This window comes from Ignavibacteriales bacterium, assembly GCA_020635255.1.
In the GTDB taxonomy this organism is placed as follows: Bacteria; Bacteroidota; Ignavibacteria; order Tepidaquicellales; family Tepidaquicellaceae; genus JAEYVS01.
Window position 1 is genome coordinate 1,249,400 of the sequence record JACKAC010000001.1, and the last position, 19,476, is coordinate 1,268,875.

General features: G+C 38.2%; 19 protein-coding genes. 13 read left to right on the forward strand and 6 right to left on the reverse strand.

Going from position 1 to position 19,476, the window contains the following annotated elements; all coding sequences use genetic code 11:
- Position 1: 1 nt before the first annotated feature.
- From H6614_05630 to H6614_05650, 5 genes are all read right to left on the reverse strand, one after another.
- Complete coding sequence (locus tag H6614_05630) at positions 2–1,144, reverse strand: N-acetyltransferase (protein MCB9243134.1); 1,143 nt, start codon at positions 1,142–1,144, stop codon at positions 2–4.
- 9 nt (positions 1,145–1,153) lie between these two features.
- Positions 1,154–1,825, reverse strand: a complete 672-nt coding sequence (locus H6614_05635) for an aquaporin family protein (GenBank protein ID MCB9243135.1) — start codon at positions 1,823–1,825, stop codon at positions 1,154–1,156.
- Positions 1,826–1,840: 15 nt separating this feature from the next.
- Positions 1,841–2,293 carry a thioredoxin-dependent thiol peroxidase gene (gene bcp, locus H6614_05640; protein MCB9243136.1) on the reverse strand — a complete coding sequence of 151 codons (453 nt, stop codon included), beginning with the start codon at positions 2,291–2,293 and terminating at the stop codon, positions 1,841–1,843.
- A gap of 76 nt (positions 2,294–2,369) precedes the next feature.
- A complete protein-coding gene (locus H6614_05645; protein ID MCB9243137.1) occupies positions 2,370–3,245 on the reverse strand; it encodes an ABC transporter permease in 876 nt (291 codons plus the stop codon).
- A gap of 12 nt (positions 3,246–3,257) precedes the next feature.
- Positions 3,258–5,024 (reverse strand): Na+:solute symporter, encoded by a 1,767-nt coding sequence (locus H6614_05650; GenBank protein MCB9243138.1) that lies wholly within the window; start codon positions 5,022–5,024, stop codon positions 3,258–3,260.
- A 208-nt stretch (positions 5,025–5,232) separates the two neighbouring features.
- On the opposite strand from H6614_05650, the gene H6614_05655 reads away from it, so the two are divergent.
- The 11 genes from H6614_05655 (at position 5,233) to H6614_05705 (ending at position 16,804) form a co-directional block, all read left to right on the forward strand.
- Positions 5,233–6,036, forward strand: a complete 804-nt coding sequence (locus H6614_05655; GenBank protein ID MCB9243139.1) for a T9SS type A sorting domain-containing protein — start codon at positions 5,233–5,235, stop codon at positions 6,034–6,036.
- Positions 6,037–6,119: 83 nt separating this feature from the next.
- Positions 6,120–7,901 (forward strand): hypothetical protein, encoded by a 1,782-nt coding sequence (locus H6614_05660; protein ID MCB9243140.1) that lies wholly within the window; start codon positions 6,120–6,122, stop codon positions 7,899–7,901.
- A gap of 121 nt (positions 7,902–8,022) precedes the next feature.
- Entirely contained in the window at positions 8,023–8,904 is an 882-nt protein-coding gene (locus H6614_05665) for a PASTA domain-containing protein (GenBank protein MCB9243141.1), read from the forward strand.
- 71 nt (positions 8,905–8,975) lie between these two features.
- Positions 8,976–9,629, forward strand: coding sequence for a ribulose-phosphate 3-epimerase (gene rpe, locus H6614_05670; protein MCB9243142.1), 654 nt, complete (start codon positions 8,976–8,978; stop codon positions 9,627–9,629).
- A gap of 1 nt (position 9,630) precedes the next feature.
- Positions 9,631–11,166, forward strand: coding sequence for an NAD(P)H-hydrate dehydratase (locus H6614_05675; protein MCB9243143.1), 1,536 nt, complete (start codon positions 9,631–9,633; stop codon positions 11,164–11,166).
- Positions 11,167–11,177: 11 nt separating this feature from the next.
- Positions 11,178–12,089, forward strand: coding sequence for a VanZ family protein (locus H6614_05680; GenBank protein MCB9243144.1), 912 nt, complete (start codon positions 11,178–11,180; stop codon positions 12,087–12,089).
- A 6-nt stretch (positions 12,090–12,095) separates the two neighbouring features.
- Positions 12,096–13,529, forward strand: coding sequence for an NADH-quinone oxidoreductase subunit N (locus H6614_05685; GenBank protein ID MCB9243145.1), 1,434 nt, complete (start codon positions 12,096–12,098; stop codon positions 13,527–13,529).
- A gap of 9 nt (positions 13,530–13,538) precedes the next feature.
- Complete coding sequence (locus H6614_05690; protein MCB9243146.1) at positions 13,539–14,630, forward strand: hypothetical protein; 1,092 nt, start codon at positions 13,539–13,541, stop codon at positions 14,628–14,630.
- A gap of 4 nt (positions 14,631–14,634) precedes the next feature.
- The gene (locus H6614_05695) at positions 14,635–15,498 is read left to right on the forward strand and encodes a DUF1207 domain-containing protein (protein ID MCB9243147.1); all 864 of its coding nucleotides are present in this window, start codon (positions 14,635–14,637) and stop codon (positions 15,496–15,498) included.
- A 13-nt stretch (positions 15,499–15,511) separates the two neighbouring features.
- Positions 15,512–16,360, forward strand: a complete 849-nt coding sequence (locus H6614_05700; protein ID MCB9243148.1) for an NHL repeat-containing protein — start codon at positions 15,512–15,514, stop codon at positions 16,358–16,360.
- A gap of 21 nt (positions 16,361–16,381) precedes the next feature.
- On the forward strand, positions 16,382–16,804 hold the full coding sequence (locus H6614_05705; protein MCB9243149.1) for a single-stranded DNA-binding protein: 423 nt from the start codon (positions 16,382–16,384) through the stop codon (positions 16,802–16,804).
- Here H6614_05705 and H6614_05710 read toward each other — a convergent pair.
- On the reverse strand, positions 16,801–17,637 hold the full coding sequence (locus H6614_05710; GenBank protein ID MCB9243150.1) for an amidinotransferase: 837 nt from the start codon (positions 17,635–17,637) through the stop codon (positions 16,801–16,803). The genes H6614_05705 and H6614_05710 overlap by 4 nt on opposite strands.
- Positions 17,638–17,741: 104 nt before the next feature.
- Between H6614_05710 and H6614_05715 the strand changes: the two genes are divergently transcribed.
- Entirely contained in the window at positions 17,742–18,521 is a 780-nt protein-coding gene (locus H6614_05715; GenBank protein MCB9243151.1) for an enoyl-CoA hydratase/isomerase family protein, read from the forward strand.
- Positions 18,522–18,617: 96 nt separating this feature from the next.
- Positions 18,618–19,469: a M48 family metalloprotease gene (locus tag H6614_05720; protein ID MCB9243152.1), complete on the forward strand. Its 852-nt coding sequence runs from the start codon at positions 18,618–18,620 to the stop codon at positions 19,467–19,469.
- Positions 19,470–19,476 lie beyond the last annotated feature (7 nt).

The following is a 19,476-nucleotide window of genomic DNA, read 5'->3' on the forward strand; positions in this document are numbered from 1 at the left end:
ATTACGTCAGATTTTTATCGTAGATCCTATACGTTTTGTACACTTTCCCGCCCATATTCATTGCTGTTTGCATCATTGGCATGTTATCCTCCAGTATCCAGGAAACCTCTGCGCCCTTTACACCCTTCTTATTTCCTGTAACAATAGTATCTCTATAAAATACAGCATCTATCCCTTTCTTTTGGTATCCTTGCTTAACTCCCATTATTATTACACGGATCTGGTCTATCTTTTTCCTTTGAGAAAGGAATTTGAATATACCGAATGGGAAGAGCTTTCCGTTTAATCCCATTATTGCCTGGTTATTATCAGGTAATGATAGCGAAAATCCTACTGTTTCGCCCGTGCCCTTTTTTATTGCAAAGTATACAAAATCGGGATCGACCACCATTTTAAGATTCTTTGCAATAAACATAAACTCGTCCTCGGTCATGGGTACGAATCCCCAGTTATCTTGCCATGCATCGTTATATACTTCACGAACTCTCTGTACCTCGTTAATAAAATCTTTCATATTAACTTTTCTTATTTCCAGGTCCTCACGTTTTAGAATAAGGTCGCTTATGCGATTGTATTTTTCCATAGATGGGTACGTAATTACTTCCGCCGGTACCCAGATTGCATAAAGGTCTTTTGCTTTTTGGAATCCATAGTTTTCCAGGAGGTCTGCATAATATTTGAAATTATATGTCATCAACATTACGTTCGGCTTGTCAAACGCATCAATTAATAATCCGCATTCGTCGTTTGTGGAGGGATTTACCGGACCCCGCATCGTATCCATGCCATTATTCCTGCAAAATTCAGCCGCTTTATCAAGAAGCATTTTAGCTACTTCCTGGTCATTTTTACATTCGAAGAAACCGAAGAAACCAACTTTATCTTTGTGGAATTTATTGTGTGCCTCGTTTATAATACCGGCAATCCTTCCAACGATTTCACCATCCTTAAAGGCAAGCCACAGTTCGATCTTAGTGTGGTGATATAAAGGGTTCTTCTTTGTGTCAAGATTATTCCTTACATCAAACCGAAGGGGGGGTACCCAGTTCGGCTCATCTTTGTATAGTTTATATGGGAAGTTAATGAACTGATTCTTGAGCGAATCATTGTCAACTTTTACGAGATTTATATCTTTACCGCTCACTATTGTGTTTTATTTTATTTTTTTAGAATTCTCTTCTTCATGGTATTGAAGGTCAAGGTCTTGGTACTCTTCTGGGTTCATAAATTTAAATACGAAAGGAGCTGTCAGGCTGGCGAGGAACGGTCCGATCAAATAGATTATCAGATTGGATATCGAATTCCCGCCATTAATAGTATCGACTATTGCGGGACCTATAGCTACCGCCGGATTATATGCACCTCCGGAAAACGGACCTCCCGCAAATGCTGCCCCTAGTATCGTTGCGCCTATTGCCAATCCGAAATATGAGTTACCGGCGTTCTTTTGAGTTGTCGCAACATTTAATACTACCAGTATTAATGCAAACGTAAATACAAACTCTATTACTATTGCCGAAAGCATCGATATATTAGGGTTGGGGGCAGGAGCGAAGGTTTCCTTTGTAATCGAAAGGAACATTATTGCCGCTAGAGCCGCTCCGATTATTTGAAACAACCAATATATCAAGACATCCTTTGCTGATATTTTTTTTCTTAAATAGATTGCAAGGGATACAGCGGGATTGTAGTGAGCTCCGGAAATATGTCCCCCCATATATACAAGCGCAGTTAAAACTAAGCCGATAGCAATAGGATTACCCGTAAATGCGATGGTAAGTACTAAAAAGAACGTTCCAATTAACTCTGTAATATATCTATTCATATTAAGTAGATTATTTTATAATTCTTTTATCACCTCGTCGACATGACCGGGTACTTTTACTTTTTCGAATATCTTTTGGATCTTTCCTTTTTCGTCGATAATGAACGTGGTTCTGGCGATTCCCATGTATTTTCGTCCGTACATACTCTTTTCCTGCCAGATCCCATATTTTTCGAGCATTTTACATGATTCATCCGAGAGGAGCAAAAAGTTCAGATCATATTTTTCTTTAAAATTTTTATGGGACTTTTCCCCATCTTTGCTTACACCTATTACGATCGTATCTTTTTTGGCTATTCTTTTCATATTATCCCGGAAATCACATGCTTCTTTTGTGCATCCGGATGTATTATCTTTTGGGTAGAAATACAGAACTACCTTTTTTCCTGCATAATCCGAAAGACTGTGCATTTTTCCATCATCTCCGGGGAGTTTGAATGCAGGAGCTTTTGAACCAACTTTCAACATTTATTAGAAATTATTTTAAATTTGTAAGATTAATTAGTATTTATTTAATGCAATTAAATAGATCATCTAAAGTAATTTAAGCTTTGTAATTTTCCTTTAAATGACGTCTGATAGAGATACTGCTTCCGATTAATCCAAGTGTGATACCTATAAGAAGTAAATATAAAAAGTTTAAGAAGTTGAATATTTCCGGTTCTATTCCGGACTTGCTCAATGATTGGTAATATTGTACCATTAAAATTATCAAAATTATTGCCAAAATCCCTGCCAAAAATCCCTGAATAATTCCTTCAAAAAGGTATGGCAATCTTATAAAGTTCTTTGTTGCTCCAAGGAGCTTCATGGTTTGAATAACCTTTCTCTTCGAATAGATTACAAGCCTTATTGTATTTGAGACAAGGAATACTGAGGATGAAGTAATGACAATTAAAATAACCATGTTAACAAATAGTATTCCTGATGAAGTTTTTTCGATCGCTTTAAGATTTTCCTGCTGGTAATATACATCGGTTACTCCATTTAGAACTTCGATCTCACCCTTGATCTTATCGATCCGTTCCGTTGTTTTATATTCATCATATGTATTTATTCGTATCGAGGGGGGCAAAGGATTCGACTCCAGTATATCGAGCATTTCACTGCCGTACTCCTCGGTGAATATCCTTGCCGCTTCTTCCTTGCTGATAAATTTTAGTGATTTTATACCTCCAATACGTTTTATTACTTCCTCCAATGAATCGACTGAAGTAGGGGAAATGTCTTCCTGCAAAAATGCTTCCAGCTCAACTTTGTCCCTGAGGGATTGTATTGTATTGTTCGAAATGGTTGAAACGGCAAAATAGACCGCTATCAGTATGAGTGATAGTGTTATAGTAATAATGGAAGCAACGGTAGATACTTTTGCGCTGCTAAAACCCCTTAATGATTCTTTAAATAAATAAACTAATTTCAAGACCCCGTATATTTAATTTAGCTTTTCCCATCCGCGCCTGTTCAGATCCCAATAGATTATCCCGGCTGATATCAGCGCAATTATCAGAAACAGGATGCCGGTTATATAATCGCCAAAGATTATTTTGCCGGTACCAAACAAAAACATATAAACAAGTACTACTCCGCAAATCCAGTCAATAAAAAGAAAACCATAGCCTCTATCCGGCTTTATATCAGGATATTGTAATGCAAATTTTTTCCAGCCAATACCTCCGGGATGAACTTTTTTGTAAAAAGCGTGAAGTTTATTCTCCTCGGTAGGTTTTGTTATAAACATTATTATCATCCATGCGATAGTAGTTATAGGTACAATGATGAAAAGATTATTTGGGAATTCCACAGCCGTACCGCTAAGTTCCAGGTAACCATAAACAGCAAAAGGAATTACAGTAGCGGCTATTTCAGCCCAAGCGTTTACACGCCACCAGAACCATCGCAGGATCAATACAAGTCCTATTCCTGCTCCGCATGACAATACAAATTCCCAAACGCCCGAAATATTTTTCATTTGCGTGGTAACCAGTATAGACAATACCATTACGACTATAGTCAATATACGGGATACACCCACATAATATTTGGGAGGTTTGTCTTTAGTTATAAATCTCTTAAAGAAATCATTTACAAAATATGACGTACCCCAGTTAAGCTGTGTAGATATAGTCGACATGTATGCACCAAAGAAAGCCGCCAGTAGTAATCCTCTCAACCCGGTCGGAAGGAAGTCATTCATTGCGTAAACAAAACCTATTTCCTTGCCGTCAGCGGGGAGATCGGGGTAAAGTATTATAGCCGACAATCCCACGATTATCCATGGCCATGGTCTTATTGCGTAGTGGGCAATCTGAAAAAAGAGCGTTGCCAGGAGCGAGTTCTTTTCATCTTTTGCACTCATCATTCTTTGTGCAATATAACCGCCGCCACCGGGTTCGGCTCCCGGGTACCATGATGCCCACCATTGTATTCCGATGAAAGCAAGAAATGATGCTATTGTCATTGAAAATATTCCGGCTGCATCTCCCGCAGATGTGTCCGCTGATATTGACGGTAAGAATTGAAATGCCCATTCCGGTAATTTTTCCTGTAAGCCGGAGACGCCTCCTACTTCAGGCTGGTTAACTACGATTATTGCAAGGATGATACATCCTAACATTGCTATTGAAAATTGTACTGCGTCAGTTACAACTACACCCCATAAACCGGATAAGGCGGAATATATCGCTGTAATCAGCATGCACCCCCCGATAAAAAACAACACGTTCGATTCCGTTACATATTCCGGGAACATGCCCATAAGGATCTTTGCCATTGCTAGGTTTACCCAGCCTATGATTAGGACATTCATAAACAACCCAAGGTATATACTTTTAAATCCTCGCAATAAGGCGGCAGGCTTTCCCGAATAACGCAACTCGATAAATTCGACATCAGTTAGGATATCAGCTCTTCTCCATAGCCTCGCAAAGAAGAATACCGTTAGCATACCTCCGATCAAAAATGTCCACCAGAGCCAATTACCTGCAATACCGTTCTTTCCAACAAGTCCGGCAACTGCAAGTGGAGTATCAGCCGCAAATGTTGTAGCAACCATTGAAAGCCCGGCGAGCCACCAGGGAAGTTTTCTCCCGGAAAGGAAGAAATCTTCAATGTTTCCGCCTGCTTTTTTAATAAAATAAAGACCGATTCCGAGGGTAAGGATAAAATAGAAGAGTAGAATAGCCCAATCGAGTAGCTGCATCCTGAGATATTAATATTTAAGATTTTCCAAAAATAAATAGAATAATTGAAAATATGTATTTAATTTTTTCTTTTATTGAAAAAAGGCGATTTTAAATTAATAAATTGAAATTAAAGATTACTACCTGTAATTTATTATAAGTTATTTTAAGTCATTATTTAAACCTTATAAAATGAAATTAAAGAGACCAATAATTTTTTTAAGCAGTATGCTGTTTTTTGCAATACTGTTGATTAATTTGCTGGGATTGAGAAATGGTATAATTAACGTGACCAAGAAAACATCGGAATTTGGATGCGAATGCCATGGATTTATTCCTTCATCACAGACACATGTAAAGATCGACGGACCATCGATGATGGCTCCGGGAGATACTGCTTTATTCAGGCTTGTAATAACAAGCGATACGGTATTTAGCGCAGGTGGGACTGACATAGCTACATATTATGGTAATCTATTCGTGAGTGACCTTGACACCGGATTGAGAAGAGCAAGGGATACTATTATTTCACCTGATTATGAGCTGACTCATACATGGCCAAAACCTATAATGGGTGATTCGGTCGAATTTATTTTTACCTACATAGCACCTATGATGGACGGTGTGTATGATACTATATACGCAAATGGAAATGCAGTCGATCTGGATAATGATCCTTTTGGAGATAAGTGGAATTATGCAAGTAACAAGGTAGTATATGTATCTACTACATCGGTTGGAAATAATAATGGTATTGCAAACAGTTTCAAACTGGACCAAAACTATCCAAACCCGTTTAATCCTTCGACAAATATAAGTTTCTCTATTTTGAAGGCATCGAACCTTTCTCTAACGGTATATGATCTGAGCGGTAAGGAAGTAGCGTCTCTAATAAATAACGAGTATTACTCCGGTGGAGACTATACCGTTAAATTTGAAACATCGAAATACAATCTATCGAGCGGAGTTTATTTTTATAAACTCTCGGCAGGTGATGTAAGTGAAGTGAAGAAGATGATGCTCATTAAGTAATTAGAAGTTTTAAAGAAAATATGATCCCTGTTCGAGACTAAAAATTGAGCAGGGATTATTTTTTGTGATCAAACAGTAATCAATTGCCGGCTAAAAGCAAAAAAAAGACAAAAACCAAAGCGGTAAAAGTACCCGAAGTAAAGGACAATAAAATTTTTAATTATATTGTCCTCGCATTATTTGGGATTTTCCTCATTCTCCTAACAACATTTAAGATATCCGGAGATGATGACGTTTTCTGGCATATGGCTACCGGCCGGTACATAATTGAAACCGGTTCGGTACCTTCAACCGATGTGTTCGGTTTTGTAACACAGGGACAGGAGTGGATGCCTTTCGAATGGGGCTGGGATATTATTACTTATGGTCTATACAATATTGGCGGATATACTGCTCTTTCTATTTTTAGAACGATTGTATTCCTTGCCATATTTACCATACTCTTCTGGGTGATGCAGAGGTTCAAGGTCAGTTTTAATATCTCTATTCTTGTTCTTGGGTTAATGGCTTTTGGCACAATAGACCGGTTAACACCGCGTCCTCATATAATGTCATATTTATTTTTTGCAATTCTTGTATGGATAATTACCGATTACAAATACTTCCGGCATAACTACAAAGTTCTTTTCTTCCTCCCATTGATATTCTTGATCTGGAGTAATATGCATATGGGTATTATTGCTGGCATGTTCTTCTTTGGTATCTATGTGTTGTATGAACTCTTGCTTGTTATGTTTAAATCTAAGGATGCAATAAAGAAGGCTGACATGGTAAGGCTGTTATTAATTGCATGCGCATGTATTCTCGTTATGTTAATTAATCCCAACTCATACCAAACCTATGTATACGCTTATGAGCATACGCAAATGAAAATGCTTATGACGATAAATGAATGGAGATCCCCGTTCAATGAATTATTCGACGGAAGCTTTGTTACGATAATTTATAAAATATTTCTTTTCGGAGGCATACTGATTTTGTTTTATGCTGTCAAAAAGAAAGATCTGTTTATTGCAATGCTCGTGATAGGTTTTGCAATATATTCTGTCAGGGCGGTAAGGTTGACGGTAGATTACATCATTTTCATGGCAGTATTTTTTGCGCTTGCAATCGATTTTATGATAGCTTTGCCCGACTCAAGAAAAATAAAAGATTTTGTCTATAAAAGCCCGCTTATAAAAGGGGTTTATGCTATAGCTCTTCTATTCTTCATATTCAAACTTCCCGACAGTACCTTATATCTCGATACGCTCAAGTATTACCGTATTACGGGCGTGGGTATCAACTCCGATTTCATTCCGACACAGCTTTTTGATTTTATGAAAACGAACAAGATCACAGAACTAGGGGAGCATCCGCTGAATCATTTTGGGACAGGCGGTTATCTGATCTGGAATTTTCCGGAAGAAAAGAATTTTATTGACAGCAGGAATTTAAACGACAGTATATATTTCGAATATTACAATATAATGTCAATGAAACCGGGTTTTGAGCAGAAATTAAAAGACTATGGAATAGATTATGCAATATACCTGGCGCCGGATCTGGTGAGAGTGCCGACAGAAATGCAAAGTTCGCCGGTTTCCTACTTTTCGAAAAGCAATGAGTGGAAACTGGTTTTCTGGGATGATAAATCGTTTTTATTTTTGAAAGATACGCCTGTATTTAAAGATGTGATAGAAAAATATGAATACAAATATGTAACACCTTATAATTTTGCGTATGATAGGGAAAAGCTCCAGGAAGGTCTAACAAACGATAAAGGCAGATTTAAAGATGAAATGCAAAGGAAACTTTCTGAGGAGCCGAATGGTGTAATAGTAAACAACTTCCAGAGGCAATTCGGAAACGTTTTAACGCAATAAGCAGTTATTTATTTCAATTTTATTTTATGGAAAAGTTATTTAGCTTTAGGATATGTTGAAAAAATTAGGAATAATATTTGGGACATTGTTTGTGCTTTTTTTCTTATTTAACAATGTCTTAATGCCCCTATATGTCAAGCAATCGAATACTGTCGAAGTTCCAAACGTGGTGGGAATGAACTTCCGTGACGCCAAAACTCTGATAGAGGAAGCCGGACTTGAGGTAAAGCAGGGTGAGAACAGGTATGATGAATCGAAACCTATTGGTATGATACTCGATCAAAATCCTCCATCCGGGCAAATGGTAAAAGCCGGAAGAAGGATATATCTCTATCCGTGCGGCGGAGAGCAATTGATAGAAGTACCAAAGCTCACGGGAAGGACTTTAAGGGACGCAAGATTTACTTTAGAACAAAGGGGACTTGAAATTGGGGACGTTGTTAGAAAATTTTCCAATGAGTACCAGGATGAAGTAATCATATCACAAATAATACAGCCGGGTAGTAAGGTAAAAAGGAATTCAAAGATCGCGATGATAGTAAGTAACGGACCTGAGATAGGCTCCTTGCGGGTTCCGGATTTAATTGGAAAGACACTGGATGAAGCCAGGAAGCTTATTATAGATTCAAAACTAAAGGTAGGTAAGATAACGTACCAGGCGAGCTCAGATGTAACACCAGGAAAGGTGCTCGACCAGTATCCTAAGAAAGATAAGTCAGCTAATGAAACAACTGTAGTGGACCTGTTTATTTCTAAGAAGCGGGTTGTTGAGCTGGATGAGGAAATCCCGGAAATAGATGTAGAAGATGGTAACACCGATCAGGAAAATATAAAACCGACACCACAAAATCCCGGAAATGACAACGATCAGCAACAGGATCAAAACGATACGAAAGAAAAGAAGGACACCAAAAAAGATACAAAGAAAGATTCTAAAAAGGACAAAAAGAAAGTCGTTCCTAAGCCCATTGAGGGAAATAACGATACAAAAAACGGTAATTAGTTAGAATTTATAAGATAGAGAAACCCCCGAAATAACTTAATTTTCCGGGGGTTTTTATTTAATTTAAGGTAATGAAGAAAATCTGTCCTTCCATATTAGCCGCTGATTTCACCAAGCTTGGCGAAGAAATAAGGGATATTGAAGAAGCCGGAGCAGATATTATCCATTGTGATATCATGGACGGTCACTTTGTTCCTAATATCAGCTACGGTCCGGAAATAGTTTCCCAGGTAAACGAGATCACTTCAATGCCGCTCGATGTTCACTTAATGATAAATGATCCGCAACTATATATAGAAGAATTTTATAAAGCGGGTGCTGATTATATTTCGGTGCATTATGAGAATAATTACCATGTCAACAGGCTTGTTAACCAAATTAAGGAACTGGGCGCAAAAGCAGGCGTTGTCTTAAATCCGGCAACACCGGTGGAAGTGCTTGAAGATATACTTGAATACGCTGATTTCATTCTTTTAATGAGTGTGAATCCGGGATTCGGAGGGCAGAAATTTATTCCCAATGTAATAGATAAAGTGAGAAAGCTGAAGCAAATGATAAGTGAAAGAAATTTAAATTGTATGATTGAGATAGACGGCGGGGTAGGATTGAACAATATAGGTGAGATTTCTAAAGCAGGAGTAGATATGTTCGTATGCGGATCATCTATATTCAGGGAGCCTGATAGGAAACAAGTGATTGCCAGGATGCGTGAATTAATTTCCTAAAATGAAAAATGTCTTTTTCAATAGAGACGTACTCTCCGTAGAAAAAAAGATAATGGACTCGCTAGGCATTCCTTCCATTCTTTTGATGGAAAATGCAGGCGCCAACTCAGCGAAATACATACAATCAAAATTTAAAGATAAATTAGCAGAGCCGGTAATTATCCTTACCGGAAAGGGTAATAATGCCGGAGATGGCTTTGTTATCGCAAGACACCTTGCTATTGCCGGGGTAAAAAGCCTGGTGCTACTGGTTTATCCAGCTGAAGACCTCAAGGGAGACGCAAAGATCAATCATGATGTGATCGTAAAAACTGGAAATGATCTAATAGCTATTGAAGGCTATTCGGACAATATTGACTTTAATGGAAGAGTGATAATTGATGCAATATTCGGAATAGGATTTCGCGGTGAACCTGACGCGAAAATGAAAAGTATAATAAATAAGCTAAATAGACTCGAAGAGAAAACGATTATTTCAGTAGATGTTCCGTCGGGTCTAGAAAAATATGATCAGCAAACTGAGTGTATCAAAGCTGATTGCACAATTTCAATGGGAGTGAAGAAGTTTCACAGTATGTTTTATGAGGGAAAGAATTACAGTGGCGAGATAGAAGTAGCCAACATTGGTGTTCCTGAAAGCGAGTTCAATAAATATAACGAAGCCCATATTTACGAGATTGAAAAGAGTGATATTAAGAAGATGATTCCTCACAGGAAGTCAGATTCATATAAATATTCAAACGGAAAATTATTTGTTCTTGCGGGAGCGAAGGGATATACGGGAGCCGGGTGTCTTTCTGCGGAAGCAGGGTTGCGAACGGGAAGCGGGGCTGTCACGATTGGTTTCCCCAAATCACTTGATGACATATTTGAAAAGAAACTTACCGATGTAGTAAAGCTGCCGTTACCGGAGACGGATGATGTTACGCTCTCTATGGAAGGATTTGAAAAAATAAGAGAAAAAATTAAATGGAGTGATGTTACCCTTATAGGTCCAGGCATTGCAAGGGACAATGATACTATAGAGCTAGTAAGAAAAATAATCAGAGAATGTGAACATAATTATTTAATAGATGCAGACGGGTTGTTTGCTCTTAATGATCATCTTGATATTGTTAGAGATTCTAAGTCGAACATCATATTAACGCCTCATTTCGGAGAGTTTGCTTCGCTACTGGGAATTCATGTGGAAGAATTGAAAGCAGATTTTTACAATTACGCGAGAGATTTTGCGGGAGAGTACGGTGTTGTGCTTGTTTTAAAGAACGCACCGACGGTTATAACAGACGGAAATGGTTTTTATATTAATTCAACGGGACATGAAAACCTCGGCACTGTAGGAACAGGCGATGTACTTTCCGGTATAATATCGAGTTTATATTCACAGAGCGGAAACGCTTTGGAGAGCTCTATAGCAGGAAGTTACCTGCATGGTTTCTGCGGTGATATATTGTATGAACAGACAGGAGACAGCTCGACAATAGCGAGCGACCTGATACCATTAATATCAAAAGCAAAATATTATTTATCAAAATAGACAGGAGATCTTTGTTAGAATTCATTAAGAAAAATCCGTTTTTAAGATACCATTTACCTCTTATACTATTCTGCCTCGCATTGTTTATACAGTCTTCATTTCCGGCGGTAGAATTACCTAAGTCAGAAATATTCGCGACGGACAAGATCGCCCATTTCAGTGCTTTTGCCGTATTATGTTTTTTATTCTTTTATTCCTTAAATAATCAAAATAAAAGTGTTAAATTAAAAAAATACGCGCTAGAGTTTGCGCTGTTATTTACTGTTCTTTATGGAATAAGTGATGAAATCCATCAATCATTCGTGCCATTTAGGGACGCAGACATATTCGATGTAATTGCGGATTTTTTAGGAGCTTTGTTTGTTTACATAATTGTAAAGATTATTGTAAACAGAAAAGCAAAATCAATGAAAAGCGGATTAGCAGTTTTAGCGTTGATGCTACTGGGTCTGAATGGATGCGGTTCTGTCCCCGGGTATGATTCCGAGGATGAAGAAACCTACTATGGCAGGAAACACATTCTGAATGTGAACCTTGATATTTTTGTAGAAGATGTAGAAGCTTGGTATGATATGATGCCGGTTATAGATACAACCCAGGAGAATTTTAGGTTCTTCATGAAGATAACGATAAATAAGCTAGAGAATAGTTTTATAGAAATGGATCCGCAGAATTTTTTCATCACTAATTTTCGGATAGTTTTCCCTGAATATACAATAAAAGGGAAAAAGCCAACACTAGAGTATTTTAAGGCAAGTGACAAAAGTATAGAGATAAAAGTCTTTCATGATCTGAAACGCTGGTATACAGATAGGACAAAACCACTCCCTGAAGAGGTTGAATTTCACCTTGACCTCGATTATGGGATGGATTTATTAAAGAGGATCAAAACCCAGAAGGTAAAAATAAAAAAAGTATATTAATAATTTATGATCTCAGCCAACGATCTCCAGCATTCACTTCCGTTATTAACGATAGCATTCGGAGCAGTTGTTACATTATTAATAGATGCCTTTTCAAAGAATAGGGAAGTAGTATTTGTGTTTAGTATTATTACCGTCTTAACTGCAATGGCACTTTATATCCCTATTATTAATATGAACATGGTGATCTACAATGAATTCCTTAAGGTGAACAATATAAGCACATGCTTCAATTTGATCATACTCGCCGGGATACTAATGACACTATTTGCATCGAGGAGCTATCTCATAAAAGAAGACATAAATTTCGGAGAATTTTACTCCCTGCTTTTATTTTCGGTAATGGGAATGATACTCATGGTCCAGGCAAACGACCTTCTCGTAGTTTTTCTGGGTCTTGAACTAATGTCTATATGTTTTTATGTGCTGGCAGGTTTTTTGAGAAAGAGGGTTAAATCGAACGAGAGCGCGATGAAGTACTTCCTTTTGGGTGCATTCATGACAGGTTTCCTACTATATGGTATAGTATTGATCTATGGGGTTACAGGAACGACTAAACTCTCGATCATCTTTTCTCAATCCTTTGGCTTAATGAATAACACTGTTTTTTACATAGGCTTCGCGCTGTTTATGATAGGATTCTTTTTCAAAATGGGTGTTTTCCCATTTCATATGTGGATACCGGATGTATATGATGGAGCTCCAACAATTGTTTCGGGTATGATGTCAACCGCAGGCAAGATCGCAGCAGTCGGTACAATAGTACCCGCAATAGTTTTTGTAAATGTAGTCGATTTTAAAATGGTGTTTACGTTAGCCGCGATACTGACGATGATGTTTGGTAATGTTATTGCAATAGCTCAGACAAATATGAAAAGGCTTCTTGCATATTCTTCCATTGCAAGCGCAGGTTACATTATGGTAGGTGTGGCGGCACTGAATGCTCAAACCATAAAAGGTGTTACATACTATCTTGTTGCTTACACATTTATGCAGTTAGGCGCTTTCATAGTTGTTTCATTAATAGAAACAAAAACTGCCGACGGGAAGGATTACAAGAATATTAATATCGATGACTACAAAGGTCTTGCGAAGCGCAATCCAATGCTCGCCACCTTCTTAACTATATTTCTTTTCTCGCTTGCTGGCATTCCGCCCTTTGCAGGATTCTGGGGAAAGTATTACATCTTTAAAGCCGCTATCGAATCAAATCTAATTTGGCTTTCTATAATTGGTATTTTACTTAGTGTAATATCGGTTTACTACTATCTTCGTGTAATAGTATATATGTGGTTCCGTGAATCGGATGAGCCTTCGATCGAAGAACAGCATTACAAAATACCACCGCTGGTACTTACTTCGCTTACTCTTGCTCTTGCCGGTACTTTTGTATTCGGTGTATATCCCGATCTGTTTACGACATTATTTAAGATGATCTAATGATGCGTTATGCTTATTCAATATTCAAAATGGAAGCCCTGGTCAAAGACCGACGATAAGAAGCTCGAAGAGCTTTTCTCTCTCTTTAGCTATCTAATGATACAGGCAAATGGAGATGTTGACGAAGTACTTGAATGGCTTCAGGAAATGGGTGTTGAATATGAAATATTCGATGATGAGATTTCATTTTCGGATTTTGTAGAAGAATTGAAGAAGCAGGGATACATAGCCGAAAAGGACGGGATGAACATTCTCACCTCGAAGGGTTCACAAAGAATGCGAAAAGATTCGTTGAAGAAGATCTTTGGCGATATGAAACTCGACACCTCGGGGCTCCACGAGACCAACAAGACAGGTAAGGGTACGGAAAGACTAAGCGAGTTGAAGAAATATGAGTTCGGTGACCAGGTTACCAATATCGACCTAACCTCCACGATCAAAAACGCGTATTTAAACTCCGGTATCGACGATTTCAGACTTTCGGAAGAAGACATAGAAGTATTCGAGACAGAGCATACCTCAAGCTGCGCTACGGTGCTGATGATAGATATTTCGCACAGCATGATATTATATGGCGAGGACCGTATTACCCCTGCTAAGGAAGTTGCGATGGGGCTTTCCGAGCTTATACTTTCCAGATACCATAAAGATAAGTTGAATGTTGTTGTATTCGGTGATGACGCGAAAGAAGTAAGTATCAAAGACCTTCCGTTCGTTTCAGTCGGACCCTTCCATACAAATACACGAGCGGGGCTGAGGCTGGCAAGAAATATTCTCCGAAAGAAAGGTGCTGGTAATAAGCAGATATTTATGATAACGGATGGAAAACCTTCGGCTATCTTTACAGATGACGGAAGGATATATAAAAATTCATTCGGACTGGACCCAAGGATAGTGAACAAGACTCTGGACGAAGCCGTTGCTTGCAGAAGGGAAAAAATTAAGATAACTACATTTATGATAGCACAGGATTATTATTTAAGGACATTCGTGGATGACTTTACAAAGGCAAATAATGGAAAAGCTTTTTACGCGGACCTGAACGACCTGGGTCAGGTGGTTTTTGGAGATTACCTTAGAAGCAGAAGAAATCGCAAATAGATATTTGAAACATCTTCTTATATTTATATTACTAATTTCTGTAATTCCCGCATGCCTGTATTCACAGGAGCAAAATAATCAGAAAAACGGAATATTTCTTTTTAAGAGAGACGAGGTTTTTAAACCGCTTAAAGCGAGTATATTCGAAGCACGTAATGGAGCGACCAAAGATCTGAATGATGATTATTTGAAGCTGGATATAGGAGCTTCTATCGACGTTATAGGTTATAAGGACAGTATGAAAGTTTATTCCGCTGGTGTGGGTTTTTTCACTTTTTCATATCTCCGGTCGGAATCTAATTTCAAATTCCCGGTCGATGCAATAGATTACTTTTTCGGTGTAAATTTCAACTACAAGAGGCAGTTGATGAAATGTCTTTCCTTAAGTACTCGTCTTAGGATATCTCATATATCATCTCATTTCGAAGACGGTCATAAATATCCACGGACAGATACAATATTCACCCCGATTGTTTACAGCAGGGAGTTCATGAATATCGATTTTATGCTGGATTACTATTTCGCAAAAAAGTATAATATAAGGGGGCTTCTAGGTATGGAATATTTATTCAAATCCATCCCGGATGATTTTGGTTCGATATCGGGACAGCTGGGAGGGGAGTTCAGGTACAATATAACTGACTGGATGACATATTATTTTTCAGATGAAGTAAGAGCGGTTAAAGTGGATACAATAAGCGGATCATATAACCTGAACAACAATCTAGAGACCGGATTGAGATTCGGATTTAATAATACAACAGGGATGAGCGTATTTTTTACTTATTATGACGGTCAGGATTACAAAGGTCAGTATTATTACAGAATGACAAATTATAAAGGAATCGGGTTTACAGTAGATTTTTAATTTAATCTAGAAGATGATATTTGCGCTGGCATTAAATATATTACTTGGTGTTTCCGATACTGCTTATTCGGTCGAGAAGGAGCTCGATATGTTTACGCATGCTGTTTCAATGACTACGGATGGTAAGGGATTCATTTATGTTCTGGACAAAGACCAAAACCAGATATATAAGCTTGATTCTAATCTCAATGTCGTGAAAGTTGCCGGCGGTAAGGGCTGGAACCAGGTGCAGTTCGATGCGCCGACATTTATAGACGGTTCATCCGGGCTCGATATAATCGTGTCCGACCCAAACAATTATAGGATACAGAGACTCGACTTAAACCTTGCGTTTATTTCACAGCTTAAAACAGATCAGCCTACATTTTTAGAGCAGTACCAGTTTAAGACTCCCATATCTACGACAGTAGTAAATGCGTCCGATCTTTATGTAGTGGACGGAGACAATAAAAGGGTTGTAGTATTTCCCAGAGGAGCAGACCCTAATAATGCCTTCGGAGGATTTAATTCACCAAAAGGAAAAGTAGTAGATCCGGCGAAGATCAGCAAGGACGGGAATAATATGATATATGTGCTGGACAAAGGGAACAGTTCAATCAAAGTATACGATAATTTTGGTTCATACCAAAAGGATATTCATCCGGATAAGATATTGTCGTTTTCCATTTACGGCAACACGCTTTTTATATTTGACGGAAAGACGGTCGTCACTTATGATATAAATAAAGGCTCATTTGCTGGAAGTATGATACAGATCATTGAAGAAGAGGGCAGGGATTTCACAGATTTTTTGGTCTATAATAATAATAAGTATTTATTATTAGAAAAAAATAAAGTAAGTTTATTGATTAATAAAAATTAAGACTACAAAGGAGTTATCTTTATGGCAAGAGGTTTAAATAAAGTTTTACTTATAGGGCACCTTGGAAAAGATCCGGAACTGCGTTATACACCAAATGGTACGGCTGTATGTAATTTTTCACTTGCAACCACCGAATCGTATAAGGCGGATGACGGTAACTGGGTAGATAAAACCGAGTGGCATAATATTGTAGCCTGGAGAAAACTTGCCGAAACATGTTCGAACTATCTAAAGAAGGGCAGTAAGATATATGCTGAGGGAAAAATAACGACAGAGAGTTATGAAAAGGACGGGGGAGACAAAAGATATATTACAAAGGTAGTTTTAAATTCTATGATAATGCTGGATGCAAAAGGCAGTTCGGGAGGTTCACAATCAAGCAGTTCCGGTTCAGAGGAATCGGCTCCAGTCACCGAAGATGGTGATGACGATCTGCCATTCTAGTAATACATAAGTTTCATACAAAATACACTGCCGCCGGATTTGATAAACTCGCTGGTATTAACCTCGATGATATCAAACCCGGCGGTTTTTATTTTATTTTTAAAATCCTTCGAACCCTTCTGCACTATAACATTCTTCCCGTCGGGACAGTGACAATTGCAAACAAAGTATTTCATGTTCTCTTCGTGATCTGCTTCAATGATATTGTCGAAGTAACGTGTCAGCTTTTTGAGGCTCTCGATATCGAACCCTTTTCTGTCGATAACAACTGTATTAGGATTGAGTATAGAAAAGCACGTGTCCAGATGATAAAGAGAAACGTTTGTAAGGTTTAAAGTGGCGACGTGAAAGTTTGTAAATTCGGAAAGGTATTTGTAAACCTGGCGCTGTGTTCTGATGCCAATTCCCCCGAAGATGATCTGTTTCTCATAGTCGAGTATTGCGTCACCCATACCTTCAAAATATTCTACTTCATCAGGAAGAGAGATTACACTGTAACCTTCGTTATCATAAAACTTCTCAAAAAAAGTGACCTCCGGTTTGCGTTCCTGATTACGCATCTTGCTTAGTATAACTTTCTTGTTACCGTTTGTATCGATGAAGGGAAGAGATTGGTTAGCAGTGAAGACCATATCAACCAGGTCCTCCACGGGTTCTATAAGATTGACTTCATATCCCAGTCCGTTATAAGTATCTTTTAATATTTCCCATTGTTTAAGCGCAGTGTCCTTTTTTACTTTATGCTGATTCTTTATCATGAACTTGTTACCGGCGTATGTCACGTCGAAGTATTCCGGCTTACACATCAATACTTTATTGGGAGAATGGGACATCGTTTATAATTTAATGATAATATAAATATGTTTACTTTTGAAAAAAGTGTAATAATAAACTGTTCTATTAAAAATGGGTTTTATAATTTAAAATAATTAGAGATATGTTCAAATACATCACTTCGGAAATTAAAGACTCGGTTCAGTGGATCACATTGAACAGACCGGAAGTTTATAACGCATTTAATGAAAATATGTTATTCGAACTTCAGGATGCTTTTAAAACCGCAAAGGAAGATGACTCGGTCAGGTGTGTTGTCGTAACAGGTGCCGGGAAGGCATTTTGTTCGGGTCAGGACTTAAAAGACTTTAACGAAAAGAAGTCCACGTTTAAGGAAGCATTAGATAAGAAATACAATCCTCTCATAAGGCAGATGACGTCATTGCCAAAACCGGTGATCTGCGGTATCAATGGTGTAGCCGCAGGAGCGGGATTATCAGTTGCACTGGCATGCGATTACAGGATAGCAGTTGAAAATGCGTCGCTAATCGAGATTTTTATCAATGTGGGACTTGTGCCTGACAGCGGTTCGAGTTTTACATTGCCAAGACTGATAGGTTACGCAAAAGCATTCGAAATGTGTGCGACAGCAGATAAAGTAAGCGCAAACGATGCTTACAAAATGGGTCTTGTAAATAAAGTTGTATCCAATGGAGCAGTGTTGAACAAATTACTGCAAAAGACATCTGCAAAATTCGCCTCGATGCCAACTAAAGCAATTGGGATGATCAAGGATATGCTTATGAAATCATTCGATTCAAACCTGGATGAAATGCTGGAGCTGGAGAGTCAATACCAGGATATAGCCGGAAATACAGAGGACTACAGGGAAGGTGTAAACTCGTTTTTAGAGAAGCGAAAACCGAATTTTAAAGGCATGTAAGGGTGTTACAGATAGGGAACATTACCTCTAAGTAAATTGTATAAAAGGTAATTTTTACATAATTTAGAGGGATTTTGGTGAAAAAAGGCATTATTTATGGAAAAATTAATATTAAAATTAAGAGATAATTCGGCTTTATACTCGTTTATTGTTTCATTATTGTTTTTGGTTAGTACGGCTGTTTTTTATAGCTGTGGTGCAAATATATTCAGCGAAGAAGATGATGTAGCAATTGGACGCGACCTCGATAGGCAGATCAAATCGGATCCCAGGCAGTTCCCAATGCTTCAGGGACACCAGGATATAAAGGATTATGTAAATGGTATTGGAAAGGACATCCTTACAAAATCCAATTACATCCGTTACGAAGGTATATTCCCATACACTTTTCAAATAATAAATGATACTGTAGTTAACGCTTTTTGTACACCGGGCGGTTTTATTTATATCTACACAGGGCTCATGAAGTTCGTTAATAACGAGGCAACGCTGGCTGGGGTAGTAGGACACGAGATAGCGCACGCGGAGCGCAGACATATGACACAGAGGCTGACCGCAGCATATAGTGTGAATGCAATAGCGAGTCTGGTACTGGGGGGCAATCCAAATATGGCAGCACAAATATTCGCGAACCTATTTGTAGGACTTGGCTTCCTGGCTAACAGCAGGGCGGATGAGGAAGAAGCGGATGATTACTCTATACGTTATCTTGCTTCAACGGAATACTATCCGGGAGCGATCACATTTTTCTTTGATAAGATACGAGAAGAGCAGAAGAAAAAGGGGACAACTCCGGGAGATCTCGAAAGACTTCTCTCTACCCACCCATTACCGCAGGACAGGATTGACAACGTAAAGGAAGAGATTAAGAAGATGAAGTTAAAAGTGGATCCAACAAAAGGTTTGTTTACAGAACGATACCAGCAAATAAAAGCAAAATTACCATAATAATTAA

What these genes read in the sequence shown, in the direction of transcription:
- H6614_05700 (MCB9243148.1), top strand. Translation starts at nt 15,512, where the DNA reads ATGATATTTGCGCTGGCATTAAATATATTACTTGGTGTTTCCGATACT.
- H6614_05685 (MCB9243145.1), top strand. Translation starts at nt 12,096, where the DNA reads ATGATCTCAGCCAACGATCTCCAGCATTCACTTCCGTTATTAACGATA.
- rpe (MCB9243142.1), top strand. Translation starts at nt 8,976, where the DNA reads ATGAAGAAAATCTGTCCTTCCATATTAGCCGCTGATTTCACCAAGCTT.
- H6614_05715 (MCB9243151.1), top strand. Translation starts at nt 17,742, where the DNA reads ATGTTCAAATACATCACTTCGGAAATTAAAGACTCGGTTCAGTGGATC.
- H6614_05675 (MCB9243143.1), top strand. Translation starts at nt 9,631, where the DNA reads ATGAAAAATGTCTTTTTCAATAGAGACGTACTCTCCGTAGAAAAAAAG.
- H6614_05655 (MCB9243139.1), top strand. Translation starts at nt 5,233, where the DNA reads ATGCTGTTTTTTGCAATACTGTTGATTAATTTGCTGGGATTGAGAAAT.
- H6614_05665 (MCB9243141.1), top strand. Translation starts at nt 8,023, where the DNA reads ATGCCCCTATATGTCAAGCAATCGAATACTGTCGAAGTTCCAAACGTG.
- H6614_05705 (MCB9243149.1), top strand. Translation starts at nt 16,382, where the DNA reads ATGGCAAGAGGTTTAAATAAAGTTTTACTTATAGGGCACCTTGGAAAA.
- H6614_05650 (MCB9243138.1), bottom strand. Translation starts at nt 5,024, where the DNA reads ATGCAGCTACTCGATTGGGCTATTCTACTCTTCTATTTTATCCTTACC.
- H6614_05690 (MCB9243146.1), top strand. Translation starts at nt 13,539, where the DNA reads ATGCTTATTCAATATTCAAAATGGAAGCCCTGGTCAAAGACCGACGAT.
- H6614_05635 (MCB9243135.1), bottom strand. Translation starts at nt 1,825, where the DNA reads ATGAATAGATATATTACAGAGTTAATTGGAACGTTCTTTTTAGTACTT.
- H6614_05710 (MCB9243150.1), bottom strand. Translation starts at nt 17,637, where the DNA reads ATGTCCCATTCTCCCAATAAAGTATTGATGTGTAAGCCGGAATACTTC.
- bcp (MCB9243136.1), bottom strand. Translation starts at nt 2,293, where the DNA reads ATGTTGAAAGTTGGTTCAAAAGCTCCTGCATTCAAACTCCCCGGAGAT.
- H6614_05720 (MCB9243152.1), top strand. Translation starts at nt 18,618, where the DNA reads ATGGAAAAATTAATATTAAAATTAAGAGATAATTCGGCTTTATACTCG.